23 protein-coding genes are annotated in these 21,301 nt (G+C 68.0%); 15 read left to right on the top strand and 8 right to left on the bottom strand.

The genetic code is table 11. From position 1 onward, the window contains the following. The first annotated feature begins 39 nt into the window (after positions 1 to 39). A complete protein-coding gene (locus AXK61_RS08100) occupies positions 40 to 933 on the top strand; it encodes an SDR family oxidoreductase (protein WP_068571992.1) in 894 nt (297 codons plus the stop codon). Here the strand turns inward: AXK61_RS08100 and AXK61_RS08095 are convergent. Continuing rightward, positions 916 to 1,512 (bottom strand): TetR/AcrR family transcriptional regulator, encoded by a 597-nt coding sequence (locus AXK61_RS08095; protein WP_068571993.1) that lies wholly within the window; start codon positions 1,510 to 1,512, stop codon positions 916 to 918. The two genes, AXK61_RS08100 and AXK61_RS08095, sit on opposite strands and share 18 nt — an antisense overlap. Before the next feature lie 134 nt (positions 1,513 to 1,646). Between AXK61_RS08095 and AXK61_RS08090 the strand changes: the two genes are divergently transcribed. The 7 genes from AXK61_RS08090 to AXK61_RS08060 all read left to right on the top strand — a co-directional run bounded on the left by AXK61_RS08090 (position 1,647) and on the right by AXK61_RS08060 (position 10,089). After that, complete coding sequence (locus AXK61_RS08090; RefSeq protein ID WP_068744714.1) at positions 1,647 to 2,180, top strand: NADPH-dependent FMN reductase; 534 nt, start codon at positions 1,647 to 1,649, stop codon at positions 2,178 to 2,180. A gap of 385 nt (positions 2,181 to 2,565) precedes the next feature. Continuing rightward, on the top strand, positions 2,566 to 2,814 hold the full coding sequence (gene nrdH, locus AXK61_RS08085; RefSeq protein ID WP_068571997.1) for a glutaredoxin-like protein NrdH: 249 nt from the start codon (positions 2,566 to 2,568) through the stop codon (positions 2,812 to 2,814). 2 nt (positions 2,815 to 2,816) lie between these two features. After that, on the top strand, positions 2,817 to 3,260 hold the full coding sequence (gene nrdI, locus AXK61_RS08080; protein ID WP_068571999.1) for a class Ib ribonucleoside-diphosphate reductase assembly flavoprotein NrdI: 444 nt from the start codon (positions 2,817 to 2,819) through the stop codon (positions 3,258 to 3,260). Further along, entirely contained in the window at positions 3,257 to 5,437 is a 2,181-nt protein-coding gene (gene nrdE / locus AXK61_RS08075; protein WP_068572001.1) for a class 1b ribonucleoside-diphosphate reductase subunit alpha, read from the top strand. The genes nrdI and nrdE overlap by 4 nt, the downstream gene beginning before the upstream one ends. Before the next feature lie 177 nt (positions 5,438 to 5,614). Continuing rightward, the gene (locus AXK61_RS08070; RefSeq protein ID WP_068744713.1) at positions 5,615 to 8,035 is read left to right on the top strand and encodes a cytochrome P450/oxidoreductase; all 2,421 of its coding nucleotides are present in this window, start codon (positions 5,615 to 5,617) and stop codon (positions 8,033 to 8,035) included. Beyond that, positions 8,032 to 9,075 (top strand): aromatic ring-hydroxylating dioxygenase subunit alpha, encoded by a 1,044-nt coding sequence (locus AXK61_RS08065; RefSeq protein WP_068744712.1) that lies wholly within the window; start codon positions 8,032 to 8,034, stop codon positions 9,073 to 9,075. Before AXK61_RS08070 ends, AXK61_RS08065 begins: the two co-directional genes overlap by 4 nt. A 57-nt stretch (positions 9,076 to 9,132) precedes the next feature. Then, a complete protein-coding gene (locus AXK61_RS08060; protein ID WP_068572007.1) occupies positions 9,133 to 10,089 on the top strand; it encodes an ABC transporter substrate-binding protein in 957 nt (318 codons plus the stop codon). On the opposite strand, the gene AXK61_RS08055 is transcribed toward AXK61_RS08060, so the two are convergent. Further along, on the bottom strand, positions 10,086 to 10,502 hold the full coding sequence (locus AXK61_RS08055; RefSeq protein WP_068744711.1) for a CBS domain-containing protein: 417 nt from the start codon (positions 10,500 to 10,502) through the stop codon (positions 10,086 to 10,088). The genes AXK61_RS08060 and AXK61_RS08055 overlap by 4 nt on opposite strands. Beyond that, a complete protein-coding gene (locus AXK61_RS08050) occupies positions 10,499 to 12,988 on the bottom strand; it encodes a molybdopterin-dependent oxidoreductase (RefSeq protein ID WP_068572011.1) in 2,490 nt (829 codons plus the stop codon). The genes AXK61_RS08055 and AXK61_RS08050 overlap by 4 nt, the downstream gene beginning before the upstream one ends. Positions 12,989 to 13,072: 84 nt before the next feature. On the opposite strand from AXK61_RS08050, the gene AXK61_RS08045 reads away from it, so the two are divergent. Then, positions 13,073 to 13,666, top strand: coding sequence for a TetR/AcrR family transcriptional regulator (locus tag AXK61_RS08045; RefSeq protein WP_068744710.1), 594 nt, complete (start codon positions 13,073 to 13,075; stop codon positions 13,664 to 13,666). On the opposite strand, the gene AXK61_RS08040 is transcribed toward AXK61_RS08045, so the two are convergent. Then, positions 13,614 to 14,216, bottom strand: coding sequence for an LON peptidase substrate-binding domain-containing protein (locus AXK61_RS08040; protein ID WP_068572833.1), 603 nt, complete (start codon positions 14,214 to 14,216; stop codon positions 13,614 to 13,616). The genes AXK61_RS08045 and AXK61_RS08040 overlap by 53 nt on opposite strands. A gap of 52 nt (positions 14,217 to 14,268) precedes the next feature. Between AXK61_RS08040 and AXK61_RS08035 the strand changes: the two genes are divergently transcribed. The 5 genes from AXK61_RS08035 to AXK61_RS08015 all read left to right on the top strand — a co-directional run bounded on the left by AXK61_RS08035 (position 14,269) and on the right by AXK61_RS08015 (position 18,134). Beyond that, positions 14,269 to 15,018: a maleylpyruvate isomerase family mycothiol-dependent enzyme gene (locus AXK61_RS08035; protein ID WP_068572013.1), complete on the top strand. Its 750-nt coding sequence runs from the start codon at positions 14,269 to 14,271 to the stop codon at positions 15,016 to 15,018. A 50-nt stretch (positions 15,019 to 15,068) separates the two neighbouring features. After that, on the top strand, positions 15,069 to 15,584 hold the full coding sequence (locus AXK61_RS08030; protein WP_068572015.1) for a TrmH family RNA methyltransferase: 516 nt from the start codon (positions 15,069 to 15,071) through the stop codon (positions 15,582 to 15,584). A gap of 17 nt (positions 15,585 to 15,601) precedes the next feature. Further along, positions 15,602 to 16,342 carry a maleylpyruvate isomerase family mycothiol-dependent enzyme gene (locus AXK61_RS08025; protein WP_068572016.1) on the top strand — a complete coding sequence of 247 codons (741 nt, stop codon included), beginning with the start codon at positions 15,602 to 15,604 and terminating at the stop codon, positions 16,340 to 16,342. Positions 16,343 to 16,455: 113 nt separating this feature from the next. Continuing rightward, positions 16,456 to 17,460, top strand: coding sequence for a class 1b ribonucleoside-diphosphate reductase subunit beta (nrdF, locus tag AXK61_RS08020; RefSeq protein ID WP_068572018.1), 1,005 nt, complete (start codon positions 16,456 to 16,458; stop codon positions 17,458 to 17,460). A gap of 74 nt (positions 17,461 to 17,534) precedes the next feature. Further along, positions 17,535 to 18,134: a hypothetical protein gene (locus tag AXK61_RS08015; protein WP_156485611.1), complete on the top strand. Its 600-nt coding sequence runs from the start codon at positions 17,535 to 17,537 to the stop codon at positions 18,132 to 18,134. 104 nt (positions 18,135 to 18,238) lie between these two features. Here AXK61_RS08015 and AXK61_RS08010 read toward each other — a convergent pair whose 3' ends face one another. Then, a complete protein-coding gene (locus tag AXK61_RS08010) occupies positions 18,239 to 18,700 on the bottom strand; it encodes a hypothetical protein (RefSeq protein WP_156485610.1) in 462 nt (153 codons plus the stop codon). Between the two features lie 23 nt (positions 18,701 to 18,723). Then, the gene (locus AXK61_RS08005) at positions 18,724 to 19,392 is read right to left on the bottom strand and encodes a hypothetical protein (protein ID WP_156485609.1); all 669 of its coding nucleotides are present in this window, start codon (positions 19,390 to 19,392) and stop codon (positions 18,724 to 18,726) included. Between the two features lie 128 nt (positions 19,393 to 19,520). Between AXK61_RS08005 and AXK61_RS08000 the strand changes: the two genes are divergently transcribed. Next, positions 19,521 to 20,459, top strand: coding sequence for a hypothetical protein (locus AXK61_RS08000; protein ID WP_082789270.1), 939 nt, complete (start codon positions 19,521 to 19,523; stop codon positions 20,457 to 20,459). A gap of 38 nt (positions 20,460 to 20,497) precedes the next feature. On the opposite strand, the gene AXK61_RS07995 is transcribed toward AXK61_RS08000, so the two are convergent. Beyond that, positions 20,498 to 20,863 carry a DUF5615 family PIN-like protein gene (locus AXK61_RS07995; protein ID WP_068744698.1) on the bottom strand — a complete coding sequence of 122 codons (366 nt, stop codon included), beginning with the start codon at positions 20,861 to 20,863 and terminating at the stop codon, positions 20,498 to 20,500. Continuing rightward, on the bottom strand, positions 20,860 to 21,243 hold the full coding sequence (locus AXK61_RS07990) for a ribbon-helix-helix protein, CopG family (RefSeq protein WP_068744696.1): 384 nt from the start codon (positions 21,241 to 21,243) through the stop codon (positions 20,860 to 20,862). Before AXK61_RS07990 ends, AXK61_RS07995 begins: the two co-directional genes overlap by 4 nt. Positions 21,244 to 21,301 lie beyond the last annotated feature (58 nt).

The raw sequence follows: 21,301 nt of genomic DNA, 5'->3' as shown, positions 1-21,301 counted from the left end.
GGAAGCGGTAGCGCGGACCGATCTGGCAAGCTGGCTGATATGGCACTCCGCAATATCGTCCGGCTCGTCCACATGGCCACGCCGATCAAGGACCTGAAGGGGAAGAAGGTCCTCGTCACCGGCGCGGCCAGCGGGATCGGCCGCGCTACCGCGAATCTTCTCGCGGCGCACGGTGCCGAGCTGGTGTTGACCGACATCAACGCCGAACAGCTCGAAGCCGCCACCCGCCACGTCACGGCCCTGGGCGCGAATGTCATCGCGTCCAGGGCCTTCGACGTCTCCGACTACGACGCCGTGCGCGCGTTCGCCGAGGAGGTGCACGCGTCCGCCGGTGCGTTGGACATCGTCATGAACGTGGCCGGAATCGCGGTGTGGGGCACCGTCGAGAACCTCACGCACGAGCAGTGGCGCAGGACCGTGGACATCAACCTCATGGGCCCGATCCACGTCATCGAGGAGTTCGTCCCACCGATGATCGCCGCGGGACGCGGCGGGCAACTGGTCAACGTCTCGTCCACGGCCGGCCTGATCGCCCTTCCCTGGCACGCGGCCTACTCGGCCGCGAAGTTCGGCCTCGTCGGCGTCTCCGAGGTGCTGCGCTACGACCTGCGTCGGCACGGCATCGGAGTCTCGGTGGTGGTTCCCGGCGCCGTGGAGACCGGGCTGGTGAAGTCCGTCCAGATCAACGGTGTCGATCGCAGCAACCCGAAGGTGGACAAGGGGATCGACGCGTTCCCCAAGGTCACGGCGGAGAAGGCGGCGCAGGCGATCATCGACGGGGTCCTCAAGAACCGGTTCCTGGTCTACACGTCCTTCGACACCCGCTTCGGGTACTTCTGGAAGCGGAAGTTCGCGCTGCCCTACGAGATCGCCATGCGCGTGGCGAACGACCGCTTCGCCTACTTCGCGAAGATCTCAGCCGGCGGCCAGTAGCCGGACGTGCTCCGCCCAGACCGCGTCGAGCGCGTCCTGGGAGACGCCCGACGCGAGTTGGTGCAGCACCCACGCGGGGCTCAGGGTGGCCATGAGTGCCGCCGACCACACATCGGCGTGCGTCGTGCGCCCGGCCTCGGTGAGCATCGCGCGCACGGTCATCGCGGAGACGCGCCACGGCGGCTCGTCGTACGGGTCGCGGGCGGCCTGCTCGGCGCCCCGCAGCAGATCGCCGTGCCGGGCGATGAGCTGCATGCGGGCCTTGCCGTACTCGACGAGCCGGTGGACCGCGTCGCCGCCCGGCCCCAGCGGGGGCGGGCCGAACATGAATCGCTGCTGCAACTCGATCTCGTCGTGGTCGAGGAGGGCCTGCAGCAGTCCTGCTCGGGAACCGAACCGGCGGAAGACGGTGCCCTTGCCGACGCCCGCGGCCTGTGCCACGGCGTCCATGCTCACCGCGTCGACCCCGCGCTCGGCGAACAGGCGCTGCGCGGCCTCGATGAGCAGCTCGCGATTGCGCGCGGCATCGCGGCGCGGCTCTGTCTGCGGCTGCGCGAGGGGCAGGAGTGGTCCGGTCATCGGAGTGAGCCTACCGTGCGGGTTTTCGGCTCACCATGATCCTGGGGAAGAAATCCGGACCGAAGTCCGTTAATCTCGGACGGATGCGACCCGGGCGGGTCGCACCGTCGAACTCCCGAGAAGAAGTGAGGAACATGTCCGAGATCACCGTGCTCGCCGTCGTCGGGTCGCTGCGCAGCAGTTCGCTCAATCGCGAGCTCGCCGAGGTCGCCGTCGCGAACGCGCCCGAGGGGGTACGTGTCGAGATCGCGGAGGGTATCGCGGAGGTGCCCTTCTACAACGAGGACATCGATGGTGAGACCGCGCCCGCCACTGCGGAGGCGCTGCGGCAGCGGATCGCGGCCGCGGATGCGCTGTTGCTGCTCGCGCCGCCCAACAACGGCACCGTCAGCGCCGTGCTGAAGAACGTCATCGACTGGGGCTCGCGGCCGTACGGTGCGAGCGCCCTGTCGGGCAAGCGTGTCGCTCTGGCCGGTGTCGGGCACCGCCTCGACACCACCTTGGCCGACGCCCAGCGAGCCGTCACCATCGCCGGTGGCGAGGTTCCCGAGGGGCTCGTCGAGGAGTTCCCGATCTCGGGTCTGGACGGCAAATCGCCCCGCGAGCACGACGCCGTCGCGCAGCGTGCCGGCGACCTGCTCAAGCGGCTCGTCGCCCCCGTCCGGTAGTCGCCCGGGAGGGGTGTCGGAGCGGCCTCCGACGGTGCCGGGCGTGTCGGACCGGCGTGTCGCGCAATCTCGGCGTGTCCTGGGGATTCACGATGAAAAACGGCCGAAAGACCGTCTTGCGAGCTGGTAATTTCACGAATGTTGTTCGCAAGTGGTTGTGTCGCTTCCCGAGGGGCACCACTAGGTGTAGTGTTCTGTCCACTGCGCGATCGGAGATCCGAAACGGGGATCCGGGAGGCTTGAGGACGAGCTGAAGTGTCCGCTGGGCTGCCCGAGTTCACGCAGGCAAACGTGGCGAAGAACTTGTCAGTCGTCAGGTCCATACTGGGATTCCGAGGCAGCCGTGGCGGCTGTCGGGCACTCAGTCGAACGAACGGGAGCCGCTATGAGCCAGGTCGAGATCACCGTCTACACCAAGCCCGCCTGCGTGCAGTGCAACGCCACCTACAAGGCCCTCGACAAGGCCGGCCTCGAGTACCGCGTGGTGGACATCACGGAGGATTCGGACGCCCGGGACTACGTGATGGCGCTCGGTTACCTGCAGGCCCCCGTCGTCGTCGCTGGCGATGCGCACTGGTCGGGCTTCCGCCCGGACCGGGTCAAGGCGCTCGCGAGCGTGGCCGCCACGGCGTAGTCATGGCCTCGCCGCTCGTCGTCTACTTCTCGTCGGTGTCGGAGAACACGCACCGATTCGTGACGAAGCTGGGCCTGCGTGCCGTGCGCATCCCGGTGACGCGGGCGGAGGATCCGATCACCGTCGACGAGCCCTTCGTTCTAATCACCCCCACGTACGGCGGGGGGAAGCAGGCCACGGCGGTCTCCGGTGGGGGATACGTCCCCAAGCAGGTGATCCGGTTCCTCAACGACCAGCACAATCGATCCCACCTCCGGGCCGTGATCGCGGCCGGCAACACGAATTTCGGCGAAGAGTTCTGCTACGCGGGCGATGTGATCGCCCGCAAATGCCGGGTCCCGTACCTGTACCGCTTCGAACTGATGGGCACCGTGGACGACGTGCAGCGCGTCCGCACCGGGCTCGTCGACTTCTTCTCCCGCACCAACAGCAAGGAAATCGCGTGACCGCAACTCAGGAAGACCTCGTACCGTCGGCGAGCCAGTCGGGTGTCCACACGGGCCCCGGCCACAGTGAGCTGGACTTCCACGCGCTCAACGCGATGCTCAACCTGTACGACCAGGACGGGCGCATCCAGTTCGAGAAGGATCGCGAGGCCGCGCGGCAGTACTTCCTGCAGCACGTGAACCAGAACACGGTGTTCTTCCACAATCTGGACGAGAAGCTCGACTACCTCGTCGAGGAGAACTACTACGAGCCCGAGGTGCTGGACAAGTACAGCCGCGAGTTCGTCAAGGGCCTGTTCGACGCCGCGTACGCCAAGAAGTTCCGGTTCCCCACCTTCCTCGGGGCGTTCAAGTACTACACGAGCTACACGCTCAAGACCTTCGACGGCAAGCGCTACCTCGAGCGCTTCGAGGATCGGGTCTGCATGGTCGCGCTGACGCTCGCCGACGGTGACGAGAAGCTCGCCGTCGCGCTCGTGGACGAGATCATCGCCGGCCGGTTCCAGCCCGCCACCCCCACCTTCCTCAACTCGGGTAAGAAGCAGCGCGGCGAGCCCGTGTCCTGCTTCCTGCTCCGCATCGAGGACAACATGGAGTCGATCGGTCGCTCCATCAACTCCGCGCTGCAGCTGTCCAAGCGCGGCGGCGGAGTGGCCCTGCTGCTCAGCAACATCCGCGAGCACGGCGCCCCGATCAAGAAGATCGAGAACCAGAGCTCGGGCGTCATCCCGATCATGAAGCTGCTCGAGGACTCGTTCAGCTACGCGAACCAGCTGGGCGCGCGTCAGGGCGCTGGCGCCGTGTACCTGCACGCGCACCACCCGGACATCTACCGCTTCCTCGACACCAAGCGGGAGAACGCGGACGAGAAGATCCGCATCAAGACCCTCTCGCTCGGCGTGGTGATCCCGGACATCACCTTCGAGTTGGCCCGCAACAACGACGACATGTACCTGTTCTCGCCGTACGACGTCGAGCGGGTCTACGGCGTGCCCTTCGCGGACGTCAACGTCTCCGACAAGTACCACGAGATGGTCGACGACTCGCGGATCCGCAAGACCAAGATCAACGCCCGCGAGTTCTTCCAGACCCTTGCCGAGCTGCAGTTCGAGTCGGGCTACCCGTACATCATGTACGAGGACACCGTGAACCGGGCGAACCCGATCGCGGGCAAGATCACCCACTCCAACCTGTGCAGCGAGATCCTGCAGGTGTCCACCCCGTCGACCTACAACGACGACCTGTCCTACGCCGAGGTGGGCAAGGACATCTCCTGCAACCTGGGCTCGCTGAACATCGCGAAGACCATGGACAGCCCCGATTTCGGCGCCACCATCGAGACCTCGATCCGTGGCCTCACGGCGGTCTCCGATCAGACGGACATCAGCTCGGTGCCGTCGATCGAGAAGGGCAACAACCTCTCCCACGCCATCGGTCTCGGGCAGATGAACCTGCACGGCTACCTGGCGCGCGAGCGCGTCTTCTACGGCTCCGACGAGGGTGTCGACTTCACGAACATCTACTTCTACACGGTGCTCTACCACGCGATCCGCGCGTCGAACCTGATCGCACGTGAGCGCGGCCAGTCCTTCGGTGGGTTCGAGAACAGCAAGTACGCGTCGGGCGAATTCTTCGACAAGTACACCGAGCAGGAGTGGAAGCCGGTCACCGACAAGGTGATCGGGCTGTTCGCCGATGCGCAGATCCGGATCCCGACCCAGGACGACTGGCGTGCGCTCAAGGCCGATGTCCAGCAGTACGGCCTGTACAACCAGAACCTGCAGGCGGTTCCGCCCACCGGCTCGATCAGCTACATCAACCACTCCACGAGCTCGATCCATCCCGTCGCGGCGAAGGTCGAGATCCGCAAGGAGGGCAAGATCGGCCGCGTGTACTACCCGGCGCCGTACATGGACAACGACAACCTGGAGTACTACCAGGACGCGTACGAGATCGGCTACGAGAAGATCATCGACACGTACGCCGCCGCCACGCAGCACGTGGACCAGGGCCTGTCGCTCACGCTGTTCTTCAAGGACACCGCCACCACCCGCGACGTGAACCGCGCGCAGATCTACGCGTGGCGCAAGGGAATCAAGACGCTGTACTACATTCGCCTGCGCCAGATGGCCCTCGAGGGCACTGAGGTGGAGGGTTGCGTCAGCTGTATGTTGTGAGCATTGCTAACTAGATGCCCCGTTCTCCTCCTCAGGGAGAGAGCGGGGCATCTCGCGCTGTGAGGGGGCGACCGGTCCGCAGCCCGGTGGCCGATCGAATACGAGAAACTCGGCCGCGCCGCGCGTCGGACGGCATAGTTTGGGTCCACGCTTCCTCGTCGACAAGGCGGTTGGACCATGAGCTTTCTCGATCGGGTCATCAATAAGGCCCAGGCGACCATTCCGATGGAACTGCAAGTCCAGGGCTTGCATCTCTTCCAGAAGGCGAAGACGCTGGCTCTCGGTGACCGGCAGCCGCACTTCGTCGAGAAGGAGATCCCCGATGTCGACGCGGTGGAGCTGACCGAGATCGACATGAGCAACCCGTTCATGTGGCGCCAGGGTAAGTGGCTCCCGTACTTCGAGCGCCTGCGCAACGAGGCGCCGGTTCACTTCCGGGCGTCGAGCGAATTCGGGCCGTACTGGTCCGTCACGCGGTACGACGACATCGTCACGGTGGACCGTGACTTCGAGACCTACTCCGCCGAGCCGCAGATCGTCATCGGCGTACCGCCGGAGGGCCTGGACATCGAGATGTTCATCGCGATGGACCCGCCCCGCCATGACGTGCAGCGCGGAGCGGTGCAGGGAGTCGTGGCACCGCAGAATCTCGAGGAGATGCAGGGACTGATCCGATCGCGCGTCCAGGAAGTCCTCGACGACCTGCCGGTCAACGAACCGTTCGATTGGGTGGACAGGGTCAGCATCGAGCTGACGTCCCGAATGCTCGCCACCCTTCTCGACTTCCCCTATGAGGAACGGCGCAAGCTCGTGCACTGGACCGAGTTGGCAGGTGCCAGCGCCGCGGCCACCGGCGGCGACGTCGACATGGACGAGATGTACAGGGGCGTCGCCGAGATGGCGAAGAGCTTCAGCGCCCTGTGGCACGACAAGGCGGCGCGCCTCAAGGCGGGCGAGAAGCCGGGATACGACCTGATCACCCTGATGCAGATGTCCGAGGACACCAAGGACCTGATCAACAGGCCGATGGAATTCCTCGGCAATCTGATCCTGCTCGTCGTGGGCGGCAACGACACCACCCGCAACTCGATGTCGGGCGGCGTGTATGCACTCAACCTGTTCCCGGACCAGTTCGATCGTCTCAAAGCCGATCACAGCCTGATCCCGAGGTTCGTCCACGAGAACATCCGGTGGCAGACGCCGCTGGCCTACATGCGGCGCATCGCCAAGAAGGACACCGTCCTGAACGGTCAGTTCATCCGCAAGGGCGACAAGGTCGTCATGTGGTACGCCTCAGCGAACCGGGACGAGCGCACCTTCGAGAATCCGAACGACTTCATCATCGACCGGCACAACGCCCGCCACCATCTCTCGTTCGGTATCGGCGTGCACCGCTGCATGGGCAGTCGCGTGGCCGAACTGCAGCTGCGGATCCTCTGGGAGGAGTTGCTCGCGCGGTTCGAGGACATCGAAGTGGTGGAGGAGCCGGAGTACCTCCAGTCGAACTTCGTCCGGGGCTACACGAAGATGATGGTCACGCTGACGCCGATCGGGCAGAAGCCTCGCCCCCGCGACCAACGGCCTTTGCAGCCCGCCGCGGCACGGACTCCCGCTCGTCCACCGATTCGTCGCTCCCGCGAAGCGACCACCACCACCGAGACGGAGGTCGACGTTCAGGTCACGGGCCGGCGCGAGGTGGCGGACGGGGTCGTCGAGCTCACCCTCAGCGACCCGGCGGGTGCACCGCTTCCGTCGTGGACCGCTGGGGCGCACATCGACCTCCTCCTGGAGCCGTTGCTGACGCGGCAGTACTCGTTGTGCGGCAGCGCCTCGGACGAGTCGTCGTGGAAGATCGGCGTCCTTCGTGACCCGGACAGCCGGGGTGGCTCGGCGTACGTCCACGAGAAGCTGACGGAGGGGGCGACCGTCCGCGTGCGTGGTCCGCGCAATCATTTCCCCTTGGTCGCCTCCGCGAACTACCGATTCGTCGCGGGCGGCATCGGGATCACTCCGATCCTCCCGATGATCGAGGCCGCCCAGGCACGCGGGGCGACGTGGAGCCTGCTCTACTGCGGCCGCTCACGCGAGTCGATGGCGTTCCTGGACCGATTCGAGGACTCCGAGCGGGTCACGATCTGGCCGAGTAGCGAGAACGGCCGGATCGACCTGGCGGCGACGCTCGGAACGCCCGTACCGGACACGGTGATCTACTGTTGCGGCCCAGGCGCTTTCCTCGACGCGGTGGAGGAGGCGTGCGCGCCGTGGCCCGACGGCAGCCTGCACATCGAGCGCTTCGCGGCCAAGGAGGTCGCGGCGTCCGAGGATGCGCTCGACTCGTTCGAGGTCGTGTGCTCGCGCTCGGGAGTGAGCGTGACCGTTCCGGAGGGCACCACGATCTTCGACGCGGTCGAGAAGGCCGGCGTCGACGTCCTCGGATCCTGCATGGAAGGCATCTGCGGCACCTGTGAGGCCGACGTGCTCGAGGGCACGCCCGAGCACCGCGACTCGATCCTGTCCACGGCGGAGAAGGAACGGGGCGAGACGATCATGCTCTGCGTTTCCCGCTCCCTGTCGAAGAAGTTGGTGCTGGACGTATGAACGACACCGCTCGGAACTATCCCGCAGTCGACTATCCGAGGGACTGCTGGTACGTCGTCGCCACGACTGCCGAGGTTGGATACGGATTCACCGTGCGGCGCGTCCTCGACACACCGGTCGTGCTCTATCGCCTCTCCGACGGTGCGATCGCCGCGCTGGAGGACCGCTGCGCGCATCGGCCCTACCCGCTGTCGGCGGGACACCGCGAGGACGACTTCGTCGTGTGCGGCTACCACGGCTGTACCTACGATGCGACCGGACGCTGGGTGAGCGTGCCGTCTCAGGACAACCCGCCCCCGTCCGCGCGGGTGCGAGCCTTCCCGGTCGTCGAGCGCGGACCGTTCGTCTGGATCTGGGCGGGGACGCCCGGCGGCGAACGGTTGCGGCCGCCACCGTCGACACCGTGGTTGCACGGCGACGGCTGGACGAGCGTCGGGGAACGGCGCGAGGTGGCCGCCAACCTGCAACTGCTGCACGAGCACTACCTCGACCTCTCCAACGTCTTCGCGATGCACCCGGAGATGGTGCCGCCCGGCATCGAGGCGCTGCCGCCGCTCGAGGACGTCGAGGTCTCCGAGGTGTCGGTCTCCTACCGGCGGGAACTGCCCGAGGCGCCGTTGGCTCCGTGGGAGGCCACGGTCACCGGGCTCGGCGATGCCACCGCGTCGTTCGGCCGGACGGAGACGGGCACGTTCGTGACGCCGGGCCTGCACAAGCAGACCTACACCATCATCGGCGCGAACGGTCCCGAACTCGAGCTCGTGCGGACTCACGGTTTCACACCCCAGTCCTCCGGAGTCACCCATGTCTTCCTACAGATCTCGTGGCGGGGCGCCTCGGTCCCACCCGACGTCGGCGAGCAGTTGATCGCGGTCTTCCACGCGATGGCCGACCGGGACGTCCCCGTTCTCGAGACCATGCAGCGGTGCCTGGACCAGGACCCGATCCCGCGGCGCTACGTCAACGTCAAGGCGGACCGGGCCGCCGTGCGCGCGCGCCGGATCCTGACGGCGATGGTGGAGGACGAGCGGGGAATCTAGGCCGAGAGGGAGGCCCGCTCGGTAGGAAAGTAGGTTAGCGTGCCCTAATATGTAGTCATGGTGCATGTCGGACGTCCCCGTGAACGAGTCGGAATCACCCGGCGGAGCCTCTTCGGAGGAGTGGCGGGGGTCGGCGCGACGGCCCTCCTCGCCGCGTGCGGAACGTCGACGGCACCGTCGGCCCCCAGTGCCGGGAGCCGGAGCGCGGACGCGGGCGGCGGTCCGTCGCGTGTGGTCGCGCTGTCCACCGGGCACCTCGACCACTGCCTGGCGCTCGGGATCGTGCCGGTCGGGCTGGCCGTCGCAGTGTCCGAGGCTACGGACAGCCGTGGCATCCCCGACTACATCAAGCAGGCGTTCGGCGACAGGTACGACCTCGACTCGATCCAGGTCGTGGGACAACGCATGAGTCCCGACCTGGAGAAGGTGGCGGGCCTGAAGCCCGACCTCATCCTGTCGAACAAGCGGGCCGACAAGGGGCTCACGGAGAAGCTCACCGGGATCGCCCGGACCGTTCAGACGAACGGCGGGTCGGAGCAGTTCAAAGCGGACCTGAAGATCGTCGCGGAGGCGTTCGGGAAGGCGGCGGACGGCGAGAGGCTGCTCGCCGACTACGAGGGCCGTGCCCGCGCGTGGGGCGCGCGCCGCGGCACCCCGGGGACCTTCTCGCTGGTCCGGGGCAAGGGGGATCAGTACCTGTACTTCGGGACGCGTGCGCTCGCGAGCATCGTGGGCACCGATGCGGGCCTGACCCGGCCGGCGGCGCAACAGTTCGACGAGGCGGCGAGTCGCACCCTCTCGCTGGAGCAGGTGGGACTGCTGGACGCGGACTGGGTGTTCTACTCGTTCCCCGGCAACTCCGGCGATTTCACCGAGGCCCCGCTGTGGAAGAAGCTGCCCGCCGTCGCCGAGGGACGCGCCTTCCGGGTCGACGTCGATCCCTGGTTCCTGAACGCCTCCACCGTTGCCGCCGACCGGGTCCTCGCCGACATGCAGCGATTCATGTCCACCTAGTCGGAGCGGCGGGCGCGGCGTATCTCGTCGACGCCGTCGTCGGTGCAGAACCCGGACCCGCTCGCCGTGAGGCAGAGGAGGCCGAGGAGGCGCATGCCCTCGTCGACCACGGCGAGACGGCGGATCCCTGTGGTGCGCATGTCCTGTCGCACCGGGTCCGCCGGGGCGGCCGGGCCGACGGTGCGCCCGTCTCGCGAGGCGAGATCGCGGGCGGGGGAGGCCTCGTCCGCGTGGGCGGCGAGATCTCCGTCGTCGAGCGTCCCGACCAGGACGCCGTCGTGGACGAGCAACAGGAGGTGGAACTTCGGGCTCTCTTCGAGCGCGGCGCGCGCGGCACCCACCGTGATATCGGCCGTGTGGCGCGTCGGGCGGCGCAGCATCACCTCCGCGACGGTCGGCGCCGCCGCGCTCACGCCGTTACCGGCTCGATGCGGGCGGGCACGTACTTGTGCCACGGCGTCCCGGCGAACCAGTCGCGATGTTTCGCGCTCGTCAGCTCGTTCGGGGCGATACCGGGCCGGGAGAGGCCGTCCTCGGCCGGGTAGTCGAGCCCGAGCCCGTTGGGCAGGGAGACGTGGCCCGCTCTCATCATCTCGCTGATCTCGATCGACGACTCCAGAGAGCCCGCCTCCGTGGTGATCCGCACCCGCGAATCGGGTTCCAGGCCCAGACGGTCCGCGTCTTCGGCGCTGATCCGGAGCGCGCCGCCCGCGTCGCGGCGACGCCAGCCGGGATCGCGGATGATGGTGTTCGCCGTGAAGGCGCGCCGCTCGCCCGCCATGAGGACGTAGGGGAACTCGGGCGTCGTCCACGACGAGGGGGCCTCGCGCAGCCCGTCGATCAGCGGCAGTAGTTCCGGGATCGCCACCGTGAAGCGGTTGTCGTTGCGCAGCACGTAGTCCCATGCGTGGTCCCACTCGTCGACCGTGAACGTCACGCCCGAGCGTTCGCGCAGGATCGCGTCGAAGAGTTGCTGGCCGGGGCGCATCCCGGTGCCGGTGAATCCGGCGCGCGCCACCGCAGCGGGGTGCGAGAGCGCGCACAGGTGCGCCGCGCCCCAGAGGATCGCGGCCCCGCGCGCACCGTCGGGCAGTGCGGGACCGAGCGTCTCGTACAGGACGTACCCGATGAGCCGCAGCAGCGACGGATCCGCGGCCGCCGCGGAGAAGAGCGCGAGCGCGAAGGCGTCGGTGCCGGCGGTGAGTGCTCCCCGGAGCCGCTGCAGCAGCGCCTCGTCCACGGCGCCGAGCTCGCGGAGGAGGCGTGCGTAGATCTCCGGCTCGGGCAGTGTGCCGGGGCGGGGATCCAGGAGCGGGGCGCGCAGCTGGAAGGCGTTGCGGGGGAACTCCATCGTGAAGAAGGTGCACTCCCACTTCTCGAACTGGCTGGATGCGGGTAGGACGTAGTCCGCCTCGCGGGCGGTCTCCGTCATCGCGACGTCGACCACGACCGTCAGCTCGCACGCGTGCATCGCCTCGATGAACCGCCGGGACTCCGGGAGGGAGTGGGCGGGGTTCGAGCTGTCGATCCAGAGGGCGCGCAGCCGATCCGGATGGTCGGTGAGGATCTCGTCGGCGATCGAATTGCACGGAACGAGGCCGGCGATCACTCGCGCGCCGGTGACCGGTGTGTGCCGCTCGGTCTTCGGCTGCTGCTCCGCGGCGAGCCCCGCGCTGAGCATCGGCGCCATCCGAGTGAGTAGTGCGTGCGCTGCGCCGTTGACCAGGCCGCCCGGGAGTGGTGCCGCCGCTGCGATCGGCACCGCGCGGGAGATGCCCTCGGCCCCAAGGGCGACGGTGCTCACGAAGGTCCTGCGTGCCTTCTTCTGCAACGGGCTCGACGGTGCGCGACGCGGGCGTCGAGGGTCGCCGCCCGGAGCCGCGACGGGGGAGGAGAACCACGAGTGCAAGTACATGGTGCCCGGCCGGCCGAAGTTCCCGGTCAGGATCCACAGCAGCTTGTTGAGATACGAGACGAGCGTGCTGTTCGGAGCCTGCTGCACACCCAGGTCCTCGTACGTCGTCGCGCTGGAGGCGGTCGCGAAGCGCCGCGTCGCTGCGCGGATGAGGTCCTCGTCGACGCCGCAGGTCGCGGCATAGGTGCTGATCGGAACCCTTCGGAGGGCGTCGAGGACCTCGTCGGCCCCGTCGGTGTGTGCCGCCACGAACTGCTGGTCGAGGAGGTCCTCCTCGACCAGGACGCCGAGCATGGCAGCGAGGCACCAGGCGTCGGTACCGGGAAGGACCTGCAGGTGGAAGTCGGCCATCGCCGCGGTCTCGCTCCGGCGCGGGTCCAGCACGATCATCGCTCGCGCCGGATCCTTGGCGATCTCCTTGAGGACCGGCCGGGCGCGGGGGAAGGAATGCGTCTGCCACGGGTTCTTGCCGAGGAACAGCACCACCTCGGCGTGCTCGAAGTCGCCCTTCGTGTGCGTGCCGTACAGCTGTGCGTCGACCCACGCCTCGCCGGTCTTCTCCTGTGCGAGTGCGTTGGAGTAGTAGCGCATGCCGAGCGCCGCCCGCAACGACTGGCCGTACGCGGCCGGCAGATGATTCCCCTGACCGGCGCCGGAGTAGTACAGGATCCGCTCACCGCCGTGCGCCTCCTTCACGGCGGTCAGGCGCGCGGCGATCTCCCGGATCGCGGTGTCCCAGTCGATCTCCTCGTACGTCCCGTCCGGCCGCCGGCGCAGCGGCGACGTCAGTCGATCGCGGCCGTTCTGATAGAGGTCGAGACGGAGTGGCTTCTCGCACGTGTATCCGTGTGACGTGGCGTGCTCCTTGTCGCCGCGGATCTTCGCCAGGCGTCCCTGCTGGACCTGGATCTCCAGGCCGCAGTTGCATTCGCAGAGGATGCACGCGGACTTCTGCCAGTCGGTGGTGGGCGTCTCGCCGGTCATGGGCCTAGTATGGACTAGGGCATAATCCATAGCAAGAGACCGGGGGAGCGCATCGTGGCACCAGGACGGGACACACGGCAGCGCATGCTGCTCAGTGCCGTGGAACTACTCCGGGAGCGCGGGGTCGCGGGAGTGACGGTCGATGCGGTCCTGCAGCGGAGCGGCGCGCCGCGCGGTTCGGTGTACCACCACTTCCCCGGAGGCCGTGCGCAACTCGTCGGGGACGCGCTCGACCTCGCAGGAGAGTCGATGACCGCGCTCATCGAAGGAGCCTCCGGAGACGGTGCGGAGCAGGCCCTCCGCAGGTTCGCCGCCTTCTGGACAGGGGTTCTGCGCGAGTCGGACTACGGAGCCGGATGTCCGATCGTGTCCGTCGCCGTCGGTGGCTCGCCGGACGATGCCCGGTTCCGGCAGGCGGCCGCGCGGACCATGGAGCGCTGGCGCGAGGTCCTCGCGGCCGCGATGGTCGCCGACGGACACGCGCCGCGGGCGGCGGCGAGCCTCGCGACGATGGCGATCGCGTCGATCGAGGGAGCGATCATCCTGTGTCGGGTGGAGCGGTCCGTCGAGCCTCTCGAGGATGTGATCGGGCACCTCGAGGCACTGGTGTCGACCGGCCGGCGTCCTACTGCAGGCGGAAACGCAGGGACGCGATCACGTCGTCCAGCGCCTCGGTGAGCGCGTAGACACGGTCGGCAGGGCCGGGCGCGGCGAGCGCGCGGTGTCGGTCGGCATCGGCCAACGGCAGCGCGCGGGCGAGGTAGTAACTCCGCTCGACGGGGTTCTCGGGGAGCTTCAGTTTCGGCCAGCGCCGGGGGCGCGCACCGTCCGCGCGGGTGAGTCTCGCTGCGAGCCGCTCGATCTCGTCGCGCTTGGCGAGAAGTGGGATCAGGTCGACCGCGGGTTGCACCTCGTCCGGCCAGAGTTCCGCCTCGGCGATCGGGTAGGGATCGTCGGGCAGCCACCGCGCGATCCGGACACGGTCCGTACCGCGGCAGACCAGGGTGAACTCGCCGCCCATCTTCCGGACGTAGCGGTCGATGACGGCGACGGTGCCGATGTCCGTGCGGACATCGCCGCCGCCGACCTCGCTCCCGCGTTCGATGAGGACGACGCCGAACCGACCGTCGGTGGCCAGGCAGTGCTCGATCATCCGGCGGTAGCGGGGTTCGAAGACGCGCAGCGGCAGCTCCTCGCCGGGCAGCAGCACGGCGCCGAGCGGGAACATGGGCAGTTCGGTCACCGCACCAGCATGCCCTGCGGGCGGTATCGTCGCCGCCATGACGGCCCCGAACGACTGGCTGGCGGCAGTGGAGCGGGACGGTGGCGTCATCGCCGCCACTCCGCCGGACCGGCTCGCCCTCGACGTCCCCACCTGCCCCGGGTGGACCGTGCACGACCTCATCGTGCACCTCGGAGGGGTGCACCGGTGGGCTGCGACCTTCCTCACCGAGGGACCCGACTCGACGAACCGGTTCGCCCCGTTCGAGGACGACGCGCCTGCTGGGGGCGCTGTGACCGCCTGGTACCGCGACCGTCTCGACCACCTCCTGGCGGAGCTGCGCAGGCACGCCCCGGACGCACCTGCGCGCGCCTTCACCGGTCGCGCCACCGCGGGGTTCTGGATGCGCCGTCAGGCGCACGAGACCGCGGTGCACCGCTGGGATCTCGAGAACTCCTGGAACGCGGCACTCGCCGTCGACTCCGTACTCGCGGGCGACGGGATCGAGGAGTGGGCGCAGGTCTTCGCGGGGCGGTTCCTCGCCCGCGGCCCGGGGCTGCCGGACGCGCTCGTCGGGCGGACCGTCCACGTGCACGGCACCGACCGGGAGGATGCGGAGTGGACTGTGACCCTGGGAAGGGAGTCGCTCGCCCTGGAGCGCGGACACGCGAAAGGTGACGCTGCGCTCCGGGGTACGACGTCGGACCTGTACCTCGCGCTCTGGCGTCGCGTCCCGGTGGCCGACCTCGAGACCTTCGGTGACCGCGCCCTCGTCCCGGCATTGCTGGACGCGGTGCAGGTCACGTAACCTGGTCGGATGACGAATCATGGAAGGGGCGCCACGCCTCACACCGTCTGATGGCCGAGCTGCGGGTGAAGTCCCGCTCCGAACTGCGCGGCGCACGGCGTCGTCAAGGCCACTCCTGTTGGGATCACCTCATCGTCGCCCCGCTCTGGGCGCAGCACCGCGCGAACCTCGGGACCTTACTGCGGACGTGCGACGCCGTCGGCGCATGCATGGCTGTGCCCTCGCACGACTGGGTGAAAAACGCTCTGCGCAAGGGCAACACGCTGCCCGGGCCCAGTTGTGTCCACCGCGTCGGCAATCCGCAGAACTGGCTTCTCAAGCAGCGCGAGCGCGGGTCCCACATCATCGGCGTGGAGCTCGCCGAGGGCGCGACCCGTCTCGGCGACCTGCGGGCCGCGCGGGGGCGCACCGTCGTCGTGCTGGGCCACGAGTTCTCCGGAATCCCCAGCGACACCCTCCACCTGCTCGACGAGGCCGTCGAGATCCCCATGATCGGGCGGGGTGCGAGTCTCAACGTCGCAGTGGCCGGATCGCTCGTGCTGTATCGCCTCGCGGGACTGGCCTGAGTTCGTAAGGTCGAGGGATGACCTCTCAGCTCTGGCTCGACTCCATTGCGGCCGACGGTGCCCGGATCACGGCGATCGATCCCGGCCACCTCGCGCTGCCCGTTCCCAGCTGCCCCGGGTGGACGGTGCGCGACGGGATCGTCCACACGGGCGGCGCGCACCGCTGGGCCACGCAGTTCCTCCAGGCGGGCCCGGAATCGAAGGAGCGGTTCGTCCCGGACGTCTCGGACGTGCCCGACGGCGACGCCGTCCTGCAGTGGTACGCCGGCGTCAACGCCGCGCTGCTCGACGAACTGCGCCGGCACGAGCCCGACGCTCCCGCCCGGGCCTTCATCGGCCGCACCACCGCGTCGTTCTGGATGCGCCGGATGACGCAGGAGGTGTCCATCCATCGATGGGACCTGCAGAACTCCCTGCCCGACGGCGCCGAGCCGCTCCCGGCGTGGACGGCCGCCGACGGCATCACGGAGCTGACGCAGATGCAGATCCCGCTCATCGTCGGGAAGAAGGGGCTGCCGGCGGAGCTCGCCGGGCGGGTGCTCGCGATCGAGGCGACGGACACCCGCGACAGGTGGACGCTGCGCCTGCGCGCCGACGGTGTGGACGTGCTCGACGAGCCCGCTCCCGGCGATGTCACGCTCCGCGGCACCGCGTCGGACCTGGATCTGGTGCTGTGGCGCCGGACCGAGCCGGGCACCGTCGACCTGCAGGGCGATCGGGCGGTGCTCGACGGCCTGCTGGACGTCGTGATCATCTGAGGCGACACGCCGAACTGGCGCGATGCCACTAGGTGTTGCGTTGCCCGGACTTGTCGGCCCCAAGGGGTAGTGTCATCAGCGTAGAAATCCAGCTCCGCGAAAACCGAGGTGTCATGTCTGAAACCGCCGCTCACAGCCCTGCCGACGGAGCCCCGCTCAAGCTGGTCAGCCGGGTCTCGGCGATCAACTGGAACCGGGTGCAGGATGAGAAGGACGCCGAGGTCTGGGACCGGCTGACGGGCAACTTCTGGCTGCCCGAGAAGGTGCCGGTCAGTAATGACATCCCGTCGTGGGGCACGCTCACCGAGCACGAGAAGCAGCTCACGATGCGGGTGTTCACCGGCCTCACGCTGCTCGACACGATCCAGGGCACCGTCGGCGCCGTGTCGCTGATCCCGGACGCGATCACTCCGCACGAGGAGGCGGTGTACACCAACATCGCGTTCATGGAGTCGGTGCACGCGAAGAGCTACAGCTCCATCTTCTCCACGCTGTGCAGCACGCGTGAGATCGACGACGCCTTCCGTTGGTCGGAGGAGAACGAGCACCTGCAGGCCAAGGCGAACATCGTCATGGGCTACTACAGCGGCGACGACCCGCTCAAGCGCAAGGTCGCCTCGACGCTGCTCGAGTCCTTCCTCTTCTACAGCGGCTTCTACCTGCCGATGTACTGGTCCTCGCGGGCCAAGCTCACCAACACGGCCGACATGATCCGCCTGATCATCCGCGACGAGGCCGTGCACGGCTACTACATCGGCTACAAGTACCAGCGCGGTCTGGAGACGCAGAGCCCGGAGCGTCGCGAGGAGCTCAAGGACTACACCTTCGACCTGCTCATGGAGTTGTACTCCAACGAGGAGGACTACACCGAGTCGCTGTACGACGAGGTCGGCCTCACGGAGGACGTCAAGAAGTTCCTGCGCTACAACGCGAACAAGGCCCTGATGAACCTGGGCTACGAGGCGCTGTTCCCCAAGGACGCCACCGACGTGAACCCGGCGATCCTCTCCGCGCTGTCGCCCAACGCCGACGAGAACCACGACTTCTTCTCCGGTTCCGGCTCGTCCTACGTGATCGGCAAGGCCGTCAACACCGAAGACGAGGACTGGGACTTCTGATCCCCGACGAGGCCCGCCCGCGCTACAGCCCCTGGTGGCTGTTCGGGGCGGGCCTTCTCGTGTTCGGGTTCCTCGTGGCGCCGAGGCAGATCGTGGGCACCGGATTCGACAGCCGCGCGGCTGACGAGTTCCCGTCGTACATCCTCAGCGGGAGAGCAGAACTCACAGGTGGACTGGCGTCGTTGGTCGACGACTGGCAGCGGTACCACCTGATCAAGGCGCTCTTCGCGGGACTACTCGTGGTGCTGGCGCTGTACCTCGGGCATCGCGCGCTCGCGCTGATCCCGACGGTGCTGTTCATCGCGAACGTCCAAGGCGCTGTTGCGCCCCTGTCGTCGGCGTTCTCCTTGCTCGGTGATCGGGTGTCGGAGTCGGACGGCCCGGTGGCGCAGGCGTTGTCGGCGATGCGGAGGCAACTGCGCGGCGATCGATCGCCGGCTGTGCAGGAACTCGTCGACGACTTCGCGCGGTACCACCTCGCGGTAGTGGTGATGGCCGGCGTGCTGACGATCGTGCTGGTGGTCTTCGCCGTGCGCGCCTGGCGGCAGGGGCGTCGACGGTGGGCGATGGCGACGGTGGCCGCCGCGGTCGCCGCCGCGGTGGTCACCTGGGCGAATCTCACCACGACTCTCGATCCCGCTCGCGGGCTCCTCGACTTCCTTGGCGGTTCCTAGCGGTTTCGGTGGCGACACGCCGGGATTCCGCCGCCGAAACCGCAGGCAACCGCGCCAGTGGCGCGAGTAGCGGGCGCGGCGCTGCCATCGCTGTGGCGGCGGAGTCAGTGCCCTTGAGCGTCGACGGCGATCGTGGCGCTGTCCCGAGTGCGTGAGATGCGGAGTGTCGTAGTGTCCATCCCGGTGCCGCCCGGCGGGTAGGACAGGACGATGAGATTCGACGGGCACGTCGTCGCCTCCGAGGGCGTGCATCCCACCGGACTCGGGTCGATCATGCCGGGCGCCTTCGCGACGATCTGCCGGTAGTCGTCGAACCGGTCGGCCGGTGCGGAGAAGGTCCCGCGGTAGGACGATCGACCGGCGAACACCGGATAAACGGTCATGGCATCGAGGTGGAAGCTCGTGGGAATGTGGATGCTCCGGCGCTCCAGTTCCCGCCGGGTCTCCTGCGCACCGATCGTGTGCGGGGGCCCGACGTCGAACATGCCGTTCACGAACCACCGGATGCCGAGGTACAGCGCCGCGAGTAGCAGTACCGGGATCAGCAGGACGACAGTCCAATACACGCGCGGCTTCCGCCGCGTCCCGGTCACTGCCATCCCTCGACTCCGATGGCGACGGCGACCTGGAACCGGAGCTGTCCGATCTCGTGCGCTGCAGCAACGACCTTGCCGGATGCCGTGTCGCGGGTCTCCGCGACCACGCGTCGCACCTGGCTGAGCTGGTGGACCTCGAACCGCTGCGCTGCGAGTTCCGGCTGTGCACTGCGGATCTGGGCGCAGCTGCTGGGAACCGTGTTGCGCACCATCATCGGGTTGCCGGCATTCACCGGCCCGCGGTGAACACCGCGTTCCGCGACCACCTCGAAGCTCTTCTGCTCGCCGATCTCGCAGACGGCGACCGGCGCGAGGCCGGGTGTGCGGAAGAGTCCCTTCGTGTCCTCGCTCCACACCGTGAACCTGGTGTTCGAGGCGCAGCGTCGATCCGAGCCGAAGCGGCCGGCACCGCGGAACCCTGCGGGGCACATGCGCCAACCGGACCGGGTCACATGCGCGGTGACCGACTGCCGCTGCGCGTCGAGTCCGTATCCCAGCAGCTGATCGTCGCAGTCCGCGCACGGCCCGATCGCGTCCGCGCGAGGTGCGTACGGGCGGGGCACGTCGTCGGCGGGGCTCAGCGTCATGGCTCCTGCCCCGGCGAGCACCGAACCCACGATCAGTGCCGTGATGAGGGCCGCTGGTGTGCGAGAGGACTTCACCCGCTATAGATTAGCGGATGCGATCTACTAGATACTGTACATGTCGCGGTGTATGCACTAGAGAGTGCGAAGGAGCGCTCGGCTGCGGCGGCGGTGAACAGGAGGTTCACGCGGCTACACTGCGGTGTATGGCTCACGAGCACGTCGGCGGCGGACCGGTCGAGGTCGAGGTGGCAGGAGCTGCGCCGCCCCGGACGACGTGGCGCCTCGTGTACGGGCTGGTGGTCGTGGCGTTCTGGGTCAGCGCAGCGGCGAGTTACGCGGCCGGGCCGACCTGGCTCACGATCACCCTCGCAGTCATAGGTGCGATACTCGCGGTTCTGTTCGGGCTCAACCTATGGGCGGAACGCCACATGATCGGCGATGTGGAACTCAAGGCGGGCCCCGACGGATTGTGGACGAGCCGTTTCACGCTGGAATGGGATGACGTCCGCTCGTGCGGCTTCGCGACCGGAAAATACAAGTACAAGCTCATCGACCCGACCATGTGGGTGTACGACTCCGCCGAAGCCACGTCGTTGGTCGTGACACGTCGCACGGCGGACGCCAACGGCCGCCAGATCCAGGTCGGGTACACCCTGTACGAGCATCACACCGACAACCTCGACGAGTTCCTCGCCGCGGTCCGGCACTACGCACCGTCGTCCGACGGTGATTTCGGGCGGTCGGCCAGGGACTACGTGCCGGACATCGAGGTGCAGAGCCGGCTTCGCGCGCAGTGGGATGCAGAAGGGCGCGTCGTCGTGACGACCAAACGGGGCAAGGAGAAGCTGGTCTTCGACCGCGCCGGAATCAGTGCCGGCCGCGACTCGGTCCCCTGGGAGTCCGTCGCCGCGCTGGGCGCCGTGACAGACTCCGTCAAGTCCACGATGAACGGCGTCAGCACGGGCACTACGTATACGCACAAGTTGGTCATCGTCACGTCCGAGGTGGACAAGAAGGGAAAGCAGCGCACGCTGCGGCCGGACTACCCGGGCGACTACGTGCCGCCGCTGGAGCAACTCGTTCCGTTTCTCCAGGTCCTGGCGCCATCGTTGCCGATCAGCGACAAGCGCCGTTCGATCTGATGAGGGCGCCTCGCGGCGGACCCGGGTGCGTCACTGGGTCAGTCCGCGGCGCGGCCGATCGCCTCGAGGAAGACCACACGGTCGGCGATGTCTGTGTCGCGCAGCGCTGCGATCGCTGCTGACAGTGCCACCGCTCCTGACGGTCGACGCGAGAATCGGGATGACAGCGCGATCAGGACTCCGGGATGACTGAGTCCCGAGGAGGTTTGGGCCGCTGCGAGTTGCACGAAGTCTGAGACGTTCTCGGTGAGCAGGGCCCGGTCGTCGGCGATGGACAACGCGAAGACGTCTGCGTCCGGGCTACCTGCGCGCCCCGACTCGACGATGCTCGTCACGTCGTGACCGGCATCGCGCAGCCGCTCGGCGAGCGACGGCGAGTACATCTCGTCGAGCAGCAGCCTCACTGCTGTGCCGCCGTGTCCATTCGGTGCAGGGCGATCCTCGCGGACACTTCGACCGGGAAGGCGTTCCGGTACCCGATGGTCGCGTCCACCTGTGCGCGGGTGATCGGCGCCTCATCGACGAGGGCCTGCGCGGGGTCGTCCTCGTCCTCGAGATCGTCGAGCCACATCGCCACCTCCCACACGTCGGGTCCGCCGATGAGGCCCGCGCGCCGCCCTGCCGGCCCGTCCCGGAACGTGATGAGCGGGTGTTCCTCGCGCCGAGCGCCCTCTTCGGCGTACCGACGCAGCCGGTCCGACAGCGTCTCGCCGCTGGCCTGGGCGCGCACCTTCAAGCGCTCGGCGAGCGCATCGTCGAGGCGTACGGAAACGTTCACGGACATGTTTCCGTTGTAGCACGTTGTCAACGCTGCGTCGATGGCGGCTGATCACACGCTGTTA

This window comes from Tsukamurella pseudospumae (genome assembly GCF_001575205.1).
Taxonomy (GTDB): domain Bacteria; phylum Actinomycetota; class Actinomycetes; order Mycobacteriales; family Mycobacteriaceae; genus Tsukamurella; species Tsukamurella pseudospumae.
Note: the sequence above shows the minus strand (reverse complement) of the source record. Positions and strands in the feature narration are given on the sequence as shown.

What these genes read in the sequence shown, in the direction of transcription:
- nrdI (WP_068571999.1), top strand. Translation starts at nt 2,817, where the DNA reads ATGGCCTCGCCGCTCGTCGTCTACTTCTCGTCGGTGTCGGAGAACACG.
- AXK61_RS08065 (WP_068744712.1), top strand. Translation starts at nt 8,032, where the DNA reads ATGAACGACACCGCTCGGAACTATCCCGCAGTCGACTATCCGAGGGAC.
- AXK61_RS08095 (WP_068571993.1), bottom strand. Translation starts at nt 1,512, where the DNA reads ATGACCGGACCACTCCTGCCCCTCGCGCAGCCGCAGACAGAGCCGCGC.
- nrdH (WP_068571997.1), top strand. Translation starts at nt 2,566, where the DNA reads ATGAGCCAGGTCGAGATCACCGTCTACACCAAGCCCGCCTGCGTGCAG.
- AXK61_RS08000 (WP_082789270.1), top strand. Translation starts at nt 19,521, where the DNA reads ATGGCTCACGAGCACGTCGGCGGCGGACCGGTCGAGGTCGAGGTGGCA.
- AXK61_RS08060 (WP_068572007.1), top strand. Translation starts at nt 9,133, where the DNA reads ATGGTGCATGTCGGACGTCCCCGTGAACGAGTCGGAATCACCCGGCGG.
- AXK61_RS08090 (WP_068744714.1), top strand. Translation starts at nt 1,647, where the DNA reads ATGTCCGAGATCACCGTGCTCGCCGTCGTCGGGTCGCTGCGCAGCAGT.
- AXK61_RS08100 (WP_068571992.1), top strand. Translation starts at nt 40, where the DNA reads ATGGCACTCCGCAATATCGTCCGGCTCGTCCACATGGCCACGCCGATC.
- AXK61_RS08040 (WP_068572833.1), bottom strand. Translation starts at nt 14,216, where the DNA reads ATGTTCCCGCTCGGCGCCGTGCTGCTGCCCGGCGAGGAGCTGCCGCTG.
- nrdF (WP_068572018.1), top strand. Translation starts at nt 16,456, where the DNA reads ATGTCTGAAACCGCCGCTCACAGCCCTGCCGACGGAGCCCCGCTCAAG.
- AXK61_RS08025 (WP_068572016.1), top strand. Translation starts at nt 15,602, where the DNA reads ATGACCTCTCAGCTCTGGCTCGACTCCATTGCGGCCGACGGTGCCCGG.
- AXK61_RS08050 (WP_068572011.1), bottom strand. Translation starts at nt 12,988, where the DNA reads ATGACCGGCGAGACGCCCACCACCGACTGGCAGAAGTCCGCGTGCATC.
- AXK61_RS08035 (WP_068572013.1), top strand. Translation starts at nt 14,269, where the DNA reads ATGACGGCCCCGAACGACTGGCTGGCGGCAGTGGAGCGGGACGGTGGC.
- AXK61_RS08045 (WP_068744710.1), top strand. Translation starts at nt 13,073, where the DNA reads ATGCTGCTCAGTGCCGTGGAACTACTCCGGGAGCGCGGGGTCGCGGGA.
- AXK61_RS07990 (WP_068744696.1), bottom strand. Translation starts at nt 21,243, where the DNA reads ATGTCCGTGAACGTTTCCGTACGCCTCGACGATGCGCTCGCCGAGCGC.
- AXK61_RS08070 (WP_068744713.1), top strand. Translation starts at nt 5,615, where the DNA reads ATGAGCTTTCTCGATCGGGTCATCAATAAGGCCCAGGCGACCATTCCG.
- AXK61_RS08030 (WP_068572015.1), top strand. Translation starts at nt 15,069, where the DNA reads ATGGCCGAGCTGCGGGTGAAGTCCCGCTCCGAACTGCGCGGCGCACGG.